General features: G+C 70.2%; 12 protein-coding genes and 1 pseudogene. 9 read left to right on the top strand and 4 right to left on the bottom strand.

Annotation, left to right across the window (positions count from 1 at the left end; translation table 11 throughout):
• Window positions 1–2 precede the first annotated feature (2 nt).
• Both ACWENQ_RS15865 and ACWENQ_RS15860 read right to left on the bottom strand, forming a co-directional pair.
• A complete protein-coding gene (locus ACWENQ_RS15865; RefSeq protein ID WP_452414717.1) occupies window positions 3–1,103 on the bottom strand; it encodes a serine hydrolase domain-containing protein in 1,101 nt (366 codons plus the stop codon).
• Window positions 1,104–1,159: 56 nt separating this feature from the next.
• Entirely contained in the window at window positions 1,160–1,567 is a 408-nt protein-coding gene (locus ACWENQ_RS15860; RefSeq protein WP_449919231.1) for a hypothetical protein, read from the bottom strand.
• Between the two features lie 643 nt (window positions 1,568–2,210).
• Here ACWENQ_RS15860 and ACWENQ_RS15855 point away from each other — a divergent pair.
• A pseudogene (locus ACWENQ_RS15855) lies at window positions 2,211–2,407 on the top strand (transposase); the annotation flags it as partial.
• An 82-nt stretch (window positions 2,408–2,489) separates the two neighbouring features.
• On the opposite strand, the gene ACWENQ_RS15850 reads toward ACWENQ_RS15855, so the two are convergent.
• On the bottom strand, window positions 2,490–4,358 hold the full coding sequence (locus tag ACWENQ_RS15850; protein WP_452414716.1) for an ABC transporter ATP-binding protein: 1,869 nt from the start codon (window positions 4,356–4,358) through the stop codon (window positions 2,490–2,492).
• An 82-nt stretch (window positions 4,359–4,440) separates the two neighbouring features.
• Window positions 4,441–5,574, bottom strand: coding sequence for a radical SAM protein (locus ACWENQ_RS15845; RefSeq protein ID WP_449919237.1), 1,134 nt, complete (start codon window positions 5,572–5,574; stop codon window positions 4,441–4,443).
• Window positions 5,575–6,260: 686 nt separating this feature from the next.
• Between ACWENQ_RS15845 and lxmK the strand changes: the two genes are divergently transcribed.
• The 8 genes from lxmK to ACWENQ_RS15805 all read left to right on the top strand — a co-directional run bounded on the left by lxmK (window position 6,261) and on the right by ACWENQ_RS15805 (window position 13,553).
• Window positions 6,261–7,331 carry a class V lanthionine synthetase subunit LxmK gene (gene lxmK, locus ACWENQ_RS15840; protein WP_449919240.1) on the top strand — a complete coding sequence of 357 codons (1,071 nt, stop codon included), beginning with the start codon at window positions 6,261–6,263 and terminating at the stop codon, window positions 7,329–7,331.
• On the top strand, window positions 7,328–8,293 hold the full coding sequence (locus ACWENQ_RS15835; protein WP_452414714.1) for a T3SS effector HopA1 family protein: 966 nt from the start codon (window positions 7,328–7,330) through the stop codon (window positions 8,291–8,293). The genes lxmK and ACWENQ_RS15835 overlap by 4 nt, the downstream gene beginning before the upstream one ends.
• Before the next feature lie 4 nt (window positions 8,294–8,297).
• Entirely contained in the window at window positions 8,298–8,438 is a 141-nt protein-coding gene (locus ACWENQ_RS15830; RefSeq protein ID WP_449919246.1) for a hypothetical protein, read from the top strand.
• An 87-nt stretch (window positions 8,439–8,525) separates the two neighbouring features.
• Entirely contained in the window at window positions 8,526–9,491 is a 966-nt protein-coding gene (locus tag ACWENQ_RS15825) for an LLM class flavin-dependent oxidoreductase (protein WP_449919249.1), read from the top strand.
• Window positions 9,484–10,089 (top strand): flavoprotein, encoded by a 606-nt coding sequence (locus tag ACWENQ_RS15820; RefSeq protein ID WP_452414713.1) that lies wholly within the window; start codon window positions 9,484–9,486, stop codon window positions 10,087–10,089. The genes ACWENQ_RS15825 and ACWENQ_RS15820 overlap by 8 nt, the downstream gene beginning before the upstream one ends.
• Entirely contained in the window at window positions 10,086–11,036 is a 951-nt protein-coding gene (locus ACWENQ_RS15815; RefSeq protein ID WP_449919254.1) for a hypothetical protein, read from the top strand. The genes ACWENQ_RS15820 and ACWENQ_RS15815 overlap by 4 nt, the downstream gene beginning before the upstream one ends.
• Window positions 11,033–12,310, top strand: a complete 1,278-nt coding sequence (locus tag ACWENQ_RS15810; RefSeq protein ID WP_449919257.1) for a M16 family metallopeptidase — start codon at window positions 11,033–11,035, stop codon at window positions 12,308–12,310. The genes ACWENQ_RS15815 and ACWENQ_RS15810 overlap by 4 nt, the downstream gene beginning before the upstream one ends.
• Entirely contained in the window at window positions 12,303–13,553 is a 1,251-nt protein-coding gene (locus ACWENQ_RS15805) for a M16 family metallopeptidase (RefSeq protein WP_449919260.1), read from the top strand. Before ACWENQ_RS15810 ends, ACWENQ_RS15805 begins: the two co-directional genes overlap by 8 nt.
• The last annotated feature ends 121 nt before the right edge of the window (window positions 13,554–13,674 follow it).

Genomic DNA, 13,674 nt, shown 5'->3' with positions numbered 1-13,674 from the left:
CGTCAGCCGGTCCGCTCGTCGCGGAACACCGCCGTGACGAGCTTCTGCTTCACCTTCTCGAACGCCTCGGACATGGCGACCATGTCGAGCTCGGCTTCCCCGGTGGTCACCGAGGCGGTCATGGTCTTGCTGCCGTCGGGCGTGCTGTACATCAGCGCCGCCCAGCCCCAGAAGCCGCCGTTGTGGTGCAGGAGGGTGCCGCCACCCTCGGTGTCCTCGACGAACACCCCCAGGCCGTAGCCGATCGTGGGGTCCGGCTTGCGCATCTCGGCCAGCAGCGGGGCGGGCAGGAGCCTGCCGGAGTTCAGCGCGGAGAAGAACGTGTGCAGATCCTCGGTGGTCGAGATCATGTCACCGGCGGCGGAGATCCAGGAGGGGTTGAAGCGGGTGGTGTCGACCGTCTTCCACTCCTCGGCGTCCTGGTAGCGGTAGTAGCCGTGGGCGTGCGGCTCGGGGACGTCCGGCGAGGCGTCCGGCACCACCGTGCCCGACAGGCCGAGCGGGCGCAGGATCCGCGCCTGCATCTGCTCGGCGTACGCGCGGCCGGTGACCTTCTCGACCAGGACTCTGGCCAGCACGTAGTTGGTGTTGGAGTAGCTCCAGCCGGTCCCCGGCTCGAACCGCGCCGGCTTGGACAGCGCCAGCCGCACCAGTTCCTCCGGCTGGTAGGTGCGGAACCGGTTGTCGGTCGCCCACTCCTTGCCCAGTCCGGGGATCCCCGGCGCGAACGTGCCGTCGGGGTAGTACTCGCCGGTGAAGTTGAACAGTCCGCTGGTGTGCTGCAGCAGCATCCGCGCGGTGATGCGCCGGTCCAGCCCGTACTCGGGCAGGTGGTCGGCCACCGGGGCGTCCAGCTCGATCGTGCCGTCGGCCACCAGTTGCAGCACCAGGGTCGCGGTGAAGGTCTTGGTGGTGCTGCCGATCCGGAAGTGGCCGTTCGTCGCCGGCCTGGCGCTCTGGCCCAGCTCGCGCACCCCGGCGCTGCCGGTCCACTCGCCCTGCTCGTCGTGCACGCGCACCTGGACCCCGGCGGCCAGGCCCGAATCGACGAACTCCTGGATGGCCTTCTGCAGCTCCGGTCGGGCCTGGTCGGTGGTGGTCATGGTGGTGCTCCTTCGAATCCGGTGCTTCGGTTGAACGGGCGGATGGCGGCGTGCCGTCAGGCGGCGTCGAGGGCGGCGGTGATCTTGCGGATCATGTCGGCCATGGTGGGGCTGGGCTCGCCCTGGTGGGTGCGGGCGGCTGTTTCGATGGCGACGATGACGGTGTTGCGGAAGTTGCCGGCTTCGGACGGGTCCTGCTGGTTGAGCAGGTTCATGGACGCGGTCAGGGCCGGCAGCACCTGGTCGGCGAGTTCGGCCACGCTCCTGCCGTACAGGTCGATGTCCTTGCTCTTCGCGGCGAGGACGTGCCCGACCAGGCCGGTCGCGGAGGACAGAGCGATGGAGCCCTGAGTGGCGGTCTTGTGCGGCGAGCCGGCGGCGTCGGCGGCGGACATCAGCGAGACGGCGCCGTAGGCGGCGGTGCGCAGGGTGGCCTTGTCCTGGTCGGTCAGGGTGAGGGACATGGTGGTGTGCTCCTTCGGGAGTCTGTGTCGGGGGGTGTCGGTGTTGCTTGTGGTCAGAGCATTGCCAACCGCCCTGATACGGGGTCGTCGCCGGGCTGACATGGCCGCTGACACGACCTCGCGGGGTCGACGGCGGGGCCCTCTAGACGGTGACGAGGGTCCGGGGCTCGCCGGCGGCGTGGGCGCCGGTCTTGCGTCCGCGCAGCAGGAGCAGAGCCAGGACGGCGGCGCCGAGCACCCCGGGGGCGAGTTCGTGGTGCATGACGGCCAGGAAGCCATCGCCTGAGCGCGGCGAGGTGACAGATGGCCGGCACGCGGTCTTGGCTTGGGCTCAGGCCTTGGCCGGCCGCGAGGCCGATCCCGGCCACACCGGCATTTCGCCCCAGCGACCGCCCATCACGAAGAACCCCTGGTTGGACAATTCAGCTGCTCTGGGGCCACACTGTCCGCTCGCGACACGGCGGTCATCGTGGGCCGGCTGCTTGTGCTTGTTCGCCTGCTGCTCGATCCTGTCTGCTCTCCGGCGTGCGAGGCGGCTGGGCAGCAGGCGGAGGTGGCGCGGGCAGTGCTGTAGCAGGATTGTGCTGCGCCGCCAGGGCCAGGCTCATGGCCTGCAGGTGCAGGCGGTGCGTGGTGACGGTGCGTCGGCGACAGCGAGGACGGCGCGTTTTCAACCGCGTTCCTGCGCTCTGAAGGCCCGCGGCCCGGGTGGCGTCCAGCTGGTCATCTCCGACGCGCACGCCAGCCTGGTCGCAGCCTTGCGGGCTGTCTTCATCGGGCGCAGCCTGGCAGAGGTGTCGCGTTCACTTCGTGCGCAACGTCTTGGCCCGCGTACCTAAGGGGCCGACCGTCACGATGCCCGAACCATCCTGGACGCGACGGCCGGACGCTGGATCAGGACGGTCACTCATACTCGGAAATCTCACTGCTCACGCCCTCTGGACTCCGAACGGATGGAACTCGGGCCGGTGGAGACGAGGAGCTGGGTGGCGGCGAGCTTCCGGTAAAGATCGTCACCGGCGAGCAGCTCGCCATGGGTGCCGGTGGCCCTGACTCGGCCCCCCTCCATCACAACGATCCGGTCCGCGCCGGTCACCGTGGAGAGCCGGTGAGCGATCACCAGCACGGTCGTCTCCCTCGCCACCTCGGCTATCACCTCGCGCAGCCGCAGCTCATTGACCGCGTCGAGCTGGGAGGTGGCCTCGTCGAGCAAGAGCAGCCGAGGGCGGCGTAGCAACGCCCTAGCGATGGCGACACGCTGGCGTTCGCCCCCGGAGAGCATGACGCCGCGGTGGCCCACCATGGTGTCCAGCCCCTGGGGGAGACGGGTGACCAGGTCCTCCAGCCGGGTCAGCGCGAGCACCCGACGGATCTCGGCCTCCGCCGCGTCCGGAGCGGCGAGAACGAGATTCTGCCGGAGCGTGCCGTCAAGCACGGGCGCGTCCTGCTCGACGTAACCGAGGGCGGCGCGCAGCGCGGTCAGCGGCCAGCTGCGGATGTCGCGCCCGTCGAGCGCGATGGTCCCGGCCTGTGGCTCGTAGAACCGTTCGATCAGGGCGAAGATCGTGGACTTGCCCGCTCCCGAGGGCCCGACCAGTGCGGTCAGCCCGCCCGCCGGGACCTCGAAGGACACGCCGTGGTGGACCACTGGCCGGTGGTCGCCGTAGCGGAAGGACACATCCGCGAACACCACCCCGGCGGGCGCCTCGCGCGTACGGCCCGGCCAGTAGGGAAAGCCGGACGACGGCGGGATCCTCACCTCTACCGGCAGCTCCTCTACCGGCAGCTCCTCGACCTGGCGGATCCGCTGGACCGCCGCCAGGCCGCTCTGGATCTGGGCGGTGCCCTGCACGAGCTGGCCGATCGGCGCGACCAGGTAGAACAGGTAGAGCAGGAAGGCGATCAACGACGACACGTCCATGGCGCCGGAGGCGACCCGCGTCCCGCCGACGCTGAACACGGCCACGAAGGTGAGCTGTGCCGCGAGCCAGGAGGATGTGCTCGCGATCGAGGTCCACCAGGCGACCGCGACACCGCGATCGCGGGCCCTGCGGGCGGCCTCGCCCACCGCGGACATCTGGCGCTCCTCGGCACCGCTGGCCTTGACCGTGCGAAAGGCCTGCAGTACCCGGTCGAGCACCGCGCTCATCTCCCCGACGGCGGTCTGCGCGTCGACCGACGCCCGCTGGATGCGCGGCATGACCAGTGCCACCAGCCCGCCGACCACGACCACCACGCCCAACGTGGTGAGCAGCAGGACCGTGTCCGTCATCGCCATCATCACCAGAGCGCCGACCAGCATGAGCGCCGCGCCGATCGACTCCACGATCCCGGTGGTGAACGTCGCGCGCAGCAGGGTCGTGTCGGAGGTGACCCGGGAGAGCAGGTCGCCGGGCTTGAGCCGGTCCACCTCGGAGACGCGCAGCCGGAGCATTCGCTCCACCAGACCCTGCCGGGCGGACAGAACGACGCCTTCACCCATGCGCTCCAGGGTGTATCTGCCGAAGGCCGCGGCGACGGCGGTCAGGAATACGGCCGCGGTCAGGCTGAGCACCGGCCCCGTCAGGGGGCGTTGTTCGCTGAACGCGTCGATCACCGTCTTGGTCAGCAACGGCATCGTCAGCCCGGCCAGCGAGCCGGCGAGGCTGAGCAGGCCGCCGAGCGCGAGCAGCCGCCGGTACGGCCGGACGTATCCCAGCAGCAGCCGCCACGCCCCGGACCCGGCTTTTCTCCTCCCCTCCGAATCCGTACGGCCGGCCCCCGGCCGCCCTTCTCGCCGTCCACTGTGCATGATCTCCTCCGTGGGCCCTTCGCCCGTGTACCGCATCAAGACCGCCGACGCGTTGAGTGGGTCTCCCGCCCGTCCACGCCGGTCAGGAGAGCACCGCGGCCGGATAGGACGGACGACGGTCGATGCGACGTCGGACCTCGTCGGAGCCGAAGTGGTAGTCGATACGCCGGGTCGCTTCGGCCCAGTCCCGGAATGAGCGCACAGAGGACAGGGCCTCGACCACGAAGGGGTCGCTCCACCGCGCGACCGCACGTTCCCACAAGACGGCGGGCTCCTCCGTCAGGAGGCTTCCCACGGTTCCTTCGTAGATCGGCATCGCGCGCACCTCCCCATCGGGTTCCACCTGCATCAGGGGGAAGCCGAACCGCTTGATCGTGTCCGGGTGCATCTGCAGGAGGGAGTTGTCCGTCGTCGTCACCCGCACCGACTGCGGCACCAAGGAGTTCAGTCGATCGACACGCTCGGTGCCGACCAGCGTGCGGAGTTCCTCATCCGTCAGGAGCTCGTGGTCGGCGAACCCCGCCCGGCTCGCCAGCCCGGACGGCACCGCGGCGCCGAAGAAGAGGAACCGCAGGTGCGGGAACCGGGGAACGACGGCGGTACAGACCTCCTCCATCTGGTGGAGGTTGCCGCGCATGACCACGTAGTCGATACCGAACTCCACGGGGTCGCCGCCGGCCGCAGTCCGGCGCGCGGAGATGTCGTCGAGTAGGGCCAGCGCCTTCATCGCCCGCTCGAACGAGCCTGCCCGTCCGCGGATCCGATCGTGGATGTCGGCGTCCGCGCCGTCGACGCTCACTGTGATCCGGGAGAAAACCCGGGCCACGTCCTGAGCCATCTCGGCGGTGAGCGTCCACCCGCCGGTATAGACGGAGACCTCGATGCCGGCCCGCCTGATGCGCTCGGCCACGCCGAAGATCCCCTTGATCAGCAGCGGTTCACCCCCGGTGAGGTCCACCGACTGGGGGCGCAGGGCGATGATCGCGTCGGCGACACGGAGCATCTCATCATGGCTTAACTGCCGTGCGGGCCGCCTGCCCGACTCCGAGTAGCAGTGCGTACACCGCAGGGGGCAGGCGTAGGTGACGTCCCAGATGACGTTACTGGGCCCTTTGAGGCCGCTGCTCATGACATTCCCTTCGAAACCCCGGTGATCGTGATCTTCACCCTGTTTCGCGGAACTTGTGGCGTACTTGTAAGTGACTGCGGCGGTCATACGCGGCGAGTTCGGCCGCACCCGCTCCATCTCGAATGAGGGGGAGGCCCCCGCCAGGCACCAGACCCGATCCAGTCGCCGGCCGGTATCGCGGGCTTCCCACGAGGCGGGCGCCCAGGGCGGCCGCGACACGCTTGGGCCCGGTTCGGGGCCTCGCCGCCGACCCCACGGCCCCCTGTCAATAGCCGTCGCGCGCATACGCCGGATCGTTCGCCGATCGTCGCCGAATCCACGGGAAGCGGCTGTGACCTCGTGAATCATCACATCGATCCCGCGGGCGAACCCGCCACTCCCGGCCGGCGAACGTCCCTTGCAGCCACTTTCAAGTCCGCCACAAGTGCCGGGACACACTCTAAAGATCACGATCTCGGGGGCGATCATGACGATGGCCCGCTCATTCCGGGCCACCACGGAACCCGGATGGGTCCGCTACGAATCACCGCCACTCATCAGGCGAATGCGGCCGCGTTCATATATCCGTTCCGATCACGGGGAGATGGAACCATGCGTAGGAACCGCGGGCCCGCGGTGTCGCGGGGGGTGGCGCCCAAGGAGCATTCCTGCCACGTGCCCGGTCCGGCGTCGACGGCTCCAGGGTGCGAGCTCACATCCGCCGGCCTGGTCATCCGTACCGGAGTGCGGCGCCTCTCAGGGCTCGGGGGCTGACGGTAGTGGTGCCTGAGCGGATGAAGTTGATCCCTCTGCCGCTTGATCAGGTCCCCGAGGTCGCGAAGCTCCTCACAGAACTCGGTCTGGGAGTCCTGCGGCAGGACGAGGTCACCGCGTTCTTCGGCCGAAACGACAGTTGGGCGGGCGTGACGGACGCCGGGATCCCGGTCTTCGTCAAGCGAACCCTCGGGGAGCCGGACATGGTCCGCCAAAGGGTGGAGCGGACCCGGGCGATGGGCATGTTGCTCAACGCCCATACGGTGATCAACGCTCCCCGTTTCCTGGGCGGTGAGGAAGAGTCCGGCCTGGTCGCCTTCACTCTGCTGGAGGACGCGCATAGCGGAGCGGACCTCGCCTCCGGGGACGGCTTCACCTGGGATCTCGCCCGTTCGGCCGGAATCCAGACGGGAACCCTCCACACCCTCTCGGCTCCGCGGCCGGTGGCCGACGACACCTCGGAGCCGCCGCTTCCGCCGCTCGACCGCCTGTCGGCTCTCCCGTTGCGGGCCTACGCGGCCGCGAGCGGGGCTGAGCTGGAAGCGTGGGCGATCCTGCACAACGATCCCGTGGTCACCGAGGCGGTCAGGGACCTGTCCCGGTGGGAGAAGCGCAGTCCCCACGTCCTGGTGCACGGGGATCTCCGGCTCGACCAGTTCCTGCACCACGACGGAAGGTTGTACCTGACCGACTGGGAGGAGACCAGACTCGCGGACGCCGCGCGGGACGTGGGCGCCTTCGCCGGCGAGTGGCTCTACCGCGGCGTGCTCGGCATGGTCGGCGGCGAGGACTCGATGAGCGATCGCGAGGTCATCGCCGGCGGCGCCCGGCGGTTCGAAGCCCTCCGGCCGTACATCGAGGCGTTCTGGTCGGGCTATCTCGACGCCAGACCAGCGGCCCGCGCCGACCGCGAGCTGGCGGCCAGGGCGGCGGCCTTCGCCGGCTGGCACATGATGGACCGGCTCATCGTCGCGGGATTCCAGCGCGGGCGGTTGAGCCCCCTGGAACGCGCCGCCGCGGGCGTCGGGCGCAAGATCCTCCTCAATCCCGCCGACTTCACGGTCACGTTGGGCCTCGGAGGCGAAAGGTGAAACAGTCACTCGACCGTGTGCGGATCGGCGCGGACCTGACGTGCGCCACGGTGGACGGTCACGAGATCACCGCGGACAACCCCAAGGCGCTCCGCAAGGCGCTGGGGGACGCGCTGTACAAGGCCTTCCACACCGGCCAGGACCTCGGGGAGGAGCCGCGAAGACTACGGCGCGACCCCGAGTTCGAGCAGGCCCTGCAGGAGGTGGTCCCGCACCGCCATTCCCGTTCCCTGGTCCCGGTGGAACCCGGATCGCCCGATGTGGTCCGCCTGAACGGCGTGCGCGTGCGGATCCCCGAGTCGGAACTCGGCGCCGCGGTCGAGACGCCCGGCGGGCTGTCGCGATGGGTCAGCCTGCCGGCCGTCATGCCGGCGCTGTCGCCCGGATTCCTGCTCGTCAACAGCTCCACGGGTCACGGTCTCGGGGACGCGTGCGTACGGGTGTACCTCGGAACCGACACGGCCGACGCGGCCCCCGGGCTCTGGGGCGCGACACTCGGACGGCTGGAAGAGCTCCGGATCGCCTACCGGGCCAAGGTGCTCTCCGCCCGCGACCACTATCCGCGCCGCGACACCATCGTCGTCTACCTGGGACAGCGGTCGTGGCATGTCGTACCGGAGATCGCCCGAGCGGCCGCCGCCGGTGGCGGGCTCCGACAGGACGTGTCCCTCTACGTCGCCCAGCTCGATCGCGGCATCGGCTGGGCCTGGGAGCCGCAGGACCCCAGGCCCGGGATGCGCGGCCTGAGCTTCGGCGAGCACCGCTCCCAGGCGATCGCCGCCGGGCTGCTGTCCCATGCCGAGCACGGCGGTGACCAGGACCAGGCGGTCGCCGAGGCGCTGCGGGCCGCCGGGGTGGTCCCCGACGCGGTGCACCGCAATCTCGACTCGCCGCCGCTCCCCTTCGAGACCTCCGGCCCCGAACCCGGGCCCGGATCCTACGAGAGCCGAGAAAGGAGGTGAACACATGTCCGCCGAGTTCCTGATGGAAGGCGCCGACGCCTACACCTCGCTCGCCGAGGTCGCCGCGTCCCTCCGGGAGACCCGTGAGCTCCCCCCGCCGACGACCATCTACAGCATCTGCACGCTGACGATGGAGTGCTTCTAACGGAGCCCGTGTGGCGGTGTCGCGGGGACCCGTGGCACCGCCACCGCTCGGGACGCGGCATTCACAGATGACGGTTTTGGAGGTTTGATGGCTACCGCGCTGCTGTTCCCATTCCAGCCTGCGCATCCCGACGCGGTCGTGCCCTTCGGGGAACTGGTGATGAAGGGGCTGGCCGGTCGGCTCTGGATGGGGCAGTCCGTGATGGCCGAGACCCACCAGACGTTCGCCTACCTGTCGGGCCGGGGGATCAGGGTGCCGTCCGGGCTGAGCGTGACGTTGATGCCGCTGCGGCACCCACTGGACGCCGCGGCGCAGGCGCGCAGTCTGGCGGTGCTCACCGGCAAGCCGGTGGTCGCCGGGTACGGTGCCGCCACACCCGAGGTGGTCAGGGCGCTGCGCGGCGCGTCGTACGAAAAGCCGGCGACGGCCGCGGCCGGTTACGCCCGCGCGATGCGCGGCATCCTCGACGGCGGGATCTCCGGTCACGACTGTGAGGCGTGCGTCGCCACGACCGGGCTGCCCCCGATGAAGCACGCGCCGGTCGAGGTGGGACTGGGCGTCCTGCGCCCCGGTATGGCGCGCGCGGCGGGCGCGGTCGCGGACGTGGCCATCACCTGGATGACGCCGCCCGATTACGTCCGGGACGTGTTGATCCCCGCCCTGGCCGAAGGCGCCGCGGACCGCTGCTCGCCACCTCGCGTCGCGACCGTCGTACACGTGGGGTTGGCCGGCTCCGGCCGCGATCCGCGCAAGCTCGCGCACGCCGCGGCCGCGCTCCACCTGACGGCACCGCACTACACCGACATGCTCAGGCGGGCCGGAGTGCCCGCGGACCCGGCCGACCCGCGGGCGGGCGCCGCGGCGCTGGTCGAGGCGGGGGTCTACGTGTACGGCACGGCGGACGAGGTCGCCGGACGGTTGCGCGAGTACCGTGAGGCGGGGGTGGACGAGATCATCCTCAACCCGGCGGGGGTGGCGCAGACCGAGGGTTTCACAGCCGCGTTGACCGACGTGGAGCGGATCCTCGGAGCCATGGCGGACGCCGATGAGTGAGACCGGGCAGCCCCAGGGTGCGCCGCCGTTCCACGCCGAGCGCCTGCTCGTGCTCGCCACCGGGTCCCTCGGCGCCACCTTCCTCCCCTACTGGCTCAACTGGCTGAGGACCACCTACCGGCACCTGGATGTCCGGGTGGTGGTCACCAGAAGCGCGGAGCAATTCGTGACCCGGCAGTCGATCGCGGCCATCACCGGAAAGGACGTCCCCCTGGACGCCTGGCCGGAGGTCCCGGAACGGCGATCGCCGCACGTGGAGTATGCGACCTGGCCCGACACCGTCCTGGTATACCCGGCGACTTACCACTTCTTGAGCCGGTTCGCCAACGGTTTCGGTGACACCCCGATGCTGCTGGCGCTCCAGTGCACGTCCGCGCTGGTCGGAATCGCCCCCGCCCTGCCGCCCGGGGCTGTCGACTCGTACGCCTACCGGCAGAACCTCGCGGTGATCGAGGCCCGCCCCAACGTCGCGATCGTCGACCCTGTGCCCACCCTGAGCACCCACACCAGAGAGCGGGACGCCCTGGCGGCCGCCCCTCTCGACACGCTGATCGGGCGGCTGGCGGAGTTGCGCGCCTCCCGCGAGGAGGTCCTGTGAGCGAAGTCGTCGAATCCTTCGGCTCGGGTTTCGTGGTCACCACGGTCGTCCGGTGCGGTGAAGGTGATTACCGATGGACCCGGCGGCCGGGATCCGAGCGGGACGACGCGATGCGGATACCTGATCCCGCCGTCGTCGCGGCCGTCCGTACGGCCTGCCAGGGCCGGGTCAGGCTGACGCTCCCGGAACAGGCGGACGCCGCCGGCATGACGTACCGGACGGATCAGCCGCACTCGATCGCGGGGATGCTGCTCCGGAGGCCGGAAGGGGCCGGGACCCCTCTCGAACAGATCATCGGGGACACCTTCTCGGAGACGAGCGCAGCACTCGCCCGGCTGCACGCCGTGCCCCTGCCGCAGGCCGACTTGCCGTCCCCCGAAGGCCCGCGACGGCTGCTCTCGTGGCTGCGCAGCGGGCGGGGATCCCTCGCCGCGCCGGACCTTCACCGGCACGCGATCGAGATCCTCGGGCACGAACGTATGGCCATGGTGGGGGCGTGGTGCGTACCGGGGGCGGAGGAACCGCGCGTGCTGCTGCACGGTGCTCCCAGCCAGGGCATCCTCCTGCCTCTGTCGCCGGGCCGGGATGGTCACCTGCTGACCGGTGAGAATCTCGGCACCGGTCGGCGGGAGTCCGACGTGGGGTGGCTCATCGGCGAGTTGGTGGAGTTCCGTGAGCTGGCCCGTAGGTTCGGCCACGGAATGCTCCCCAAGGTCCACTACGACGACCTCATCGGCCGCGTTCTGGAGGGCTACGCCACCCGGCTCGATCTCGCCGCCGTGGGCAGGACCGCCGCGGTGCGCTTCCTGAAGCACGTCCACGATTTCGCCGCCTACAGGAGATGGCACGAACTCCTCGTGGTCTATCTGAGGCTCGTCGCCGACGTGATCGACGCGGCGGACGCCGGGGAACTGCTGCCCGCCCGAGGCGAGATGATCCGCCGGTGAGGCCCGCCGAGATCGTGCGCGCGAGGCTGGGCAACGGACTGCGAGTGGTCATCGAGGAGGAACGCTCCGTGCCCGTGGCGGGTGTGGCCGTCCACTACGACATCGGCTTCCGCGCTGAGGCCGAAGGCGGGTCCGGGCTCGCCCACCTGTTCGAGCACCTGATGTTCCAGGGAGAGATGGGCGGCGAGTCGGACCACTTCGAGCAGGTCGAAAGCGCGGGCGGCTTCTGCAACGCCTCGACCCGCCAGGACTACACCGACTTCTACAACGTGGTCCCCACTGACGCGGTCGAACGGGTGATCATGTTGGAGGCCGGCCGTATGCGAGCCCCGAGGATCACCGAACGGGCCATCAGGACCCAGGCATCGGTCGTGCAGGAAGAGATCCTGGGTAAGATCCGCAAACCCTACGGCGGCTTCCCCTGGCCCAGGGTTTCGCCCGTGCTCTTCCGCGACTTCGCCAACGCCCATGACGGGTACGGCGACTACGCCGCCCTGCGGCATGTCACCCTCCACGACTGCATGGAGTTCTTCGATCGCAACTACAGCCCCTCCAACGCCGTGGTGACGGTGACGGGCGACGTCGAGGCCGACGCGGTGCTGGAAACCGTCACGCGCACGTTCGGCGAGATCCCTGCCCGGCCCGCGCCCGCGACCGCCTCCCATTGGGAGCCGGAACCGGCCGGGCGGCGCGAGGCCGAATACATCGACGCGCTGGCACCGCTTCCCGCTCTGGCCATCGGCCATCGAGTGCCCGACCCCGCCGCCGAGCCGCGTGCCCACTTCGCGCTGTCCGCCCTCTCCGGCGTGCTGACCGGAGGCGGCAGACCGCGGCTGCGTGAGCGGATGCGGCGCGAGACGGGGCAGACGGTCACCTTCTCCGCCCGCGTCGGCCTGTTCGACTTCCTCGACGCGCGTGACCCCGACATGTGGCTGCTCACCGCGGTCCACCCGGACGGCGTGCCGCCCGCGCAGGTGCTGGCCGCCGTGGACGCGGAGCTGGAGTCGCTCAGCGCGAGCGGGCCCACCGACGAGGAACTGCGCCGCTGCCGTACGACGTGGCTCACCTCCCATCACCGGTCCATGGACCGGATCGCCGACCGGGTGCGTACGCTGGGGCGCTTCGAGCTGCTGTTCGGCGATGCCGGACGTGTCGCGCGGTTGCCCGACATGTACGCCGAGGTGACCACCGACGACGTGGCGGCGGCGGCCGCCGGCCTGCGTGCCGATTCCCGCGCGCTGCTCAGGGCACTTCCGGGGAGGGTGCATGAGTAGTGCTGTGGTGGATCGCACTCTGGGGAACGGCCTGCGCCTGCTGGCGCTGCGGCACGGTGTGAGCCCCCTTGTGGAAGCGCGGCTCCGCCTTCCCCTCCCCTGCCCGACCCGGGACGCGCTGACCGAGTCCGTACTGCTGGCGGCCCACATGTCGCAGGGGCGGGACGACGACGGCGTGGAATGGAACGCGGTGGCCGACGTCCATCAGATGACAGTCAGCGCCTGTTGCTCCGTGAACGCGGTCGACTCGCTCATGTCGGCAATGGCTTGGGTGGTGCGCGGGACGCCGACTCGGGCCGCCTCGGCGCGTGGACAGCTGGTGGCGCATCTCAAGATGGCCGGATCGCATCCCGATGTCGCGGTCAGAGCACACCTCGCGCGGCACCTGTTCGGTGACCATCCGGTGGCGTTCCAGGTGCGGGAAGAGGAGCTGGCCGCGATCGAGGAGCCGCGTCACCGGCCGTTCGATCCGCGCGGTGCCGTCCTGGTGGTCCTCGCGCAGGACGATCCCGAACGGCTGGCCGACGCCGCGGAGAGATCGCTGGCCGGCTGGCGGCCACCGGCGCAGGGAACGCCGCCGCTGCCGTCGCTTCCCGAGATCGAAGGCGGACGATTGGCGTCCCTGCCGCAACCGGGCGTCCCGCAGTCACGCGTCCGGCTGCGCGCACAGGCGCTGACGGCCGATCACGAGCGCTATCCGGCGCTCTTCCTGGCCTGTAACGTTTTGGGCGGCTATCTCTCCTCGCGGCTCTCGAAGAACCTGCGTGAAGACAAGGGCTACGTGTACGGCGTCACCTCGTTCTTTGACGCCCATCCCGGTAGCGGACTCCTGGCGATCGAAGCCGACACTGCGGCCGCCACCACGAACGCCGCGATGGAGGTGCTGTACCGCGAACTCCGCCGAATGCGAACGAATCCCCCCACGAGGCAGGAGATCGAAGCCGCCCGGTCCTACGCTCTCGGTTCGATGGCGACCCGGCTGGCTCCGCGTGCCGCCTTCGCCTCCGCGCTCGCCGACCTCTCCGCCAAGGCCATCGACCCGCTCCGGTTGCTCGACTTCCCAGACCGTGTGGCGGCAGTGACGCCGGACGCGGTGGTCGCGGCGGCCGAGGAGTTCTTCACTCCCGAGCGATTCTCTGGCGTGGTCGCCTCGGATCCCGACGTGCTCATGCGTCTGACCTCCCCTGCCGAGGGCGAAGGCGGCACAGTACCACCGGCGAACTCCTTGACGTGTTCGAGCTGAGTTAGTGATCATCCTTCGGTCTGTCAGCGGCCAAGCAGACGAGATCGAAGGTGCCGCCCCTCCCGGCCGCGCGGAGCAGCCCTCCGTCGCGGGCCGGGACGCCGCCGAGTTCGCCGGGACC

This window comes from Nonomuraea sp. NPDC004354 (assembly GCF_053602555.1).
Note: the sequence above shows the minus strand (reverse complement) of the source record. Positions and strands in the feature narration are given on the sequence as shown.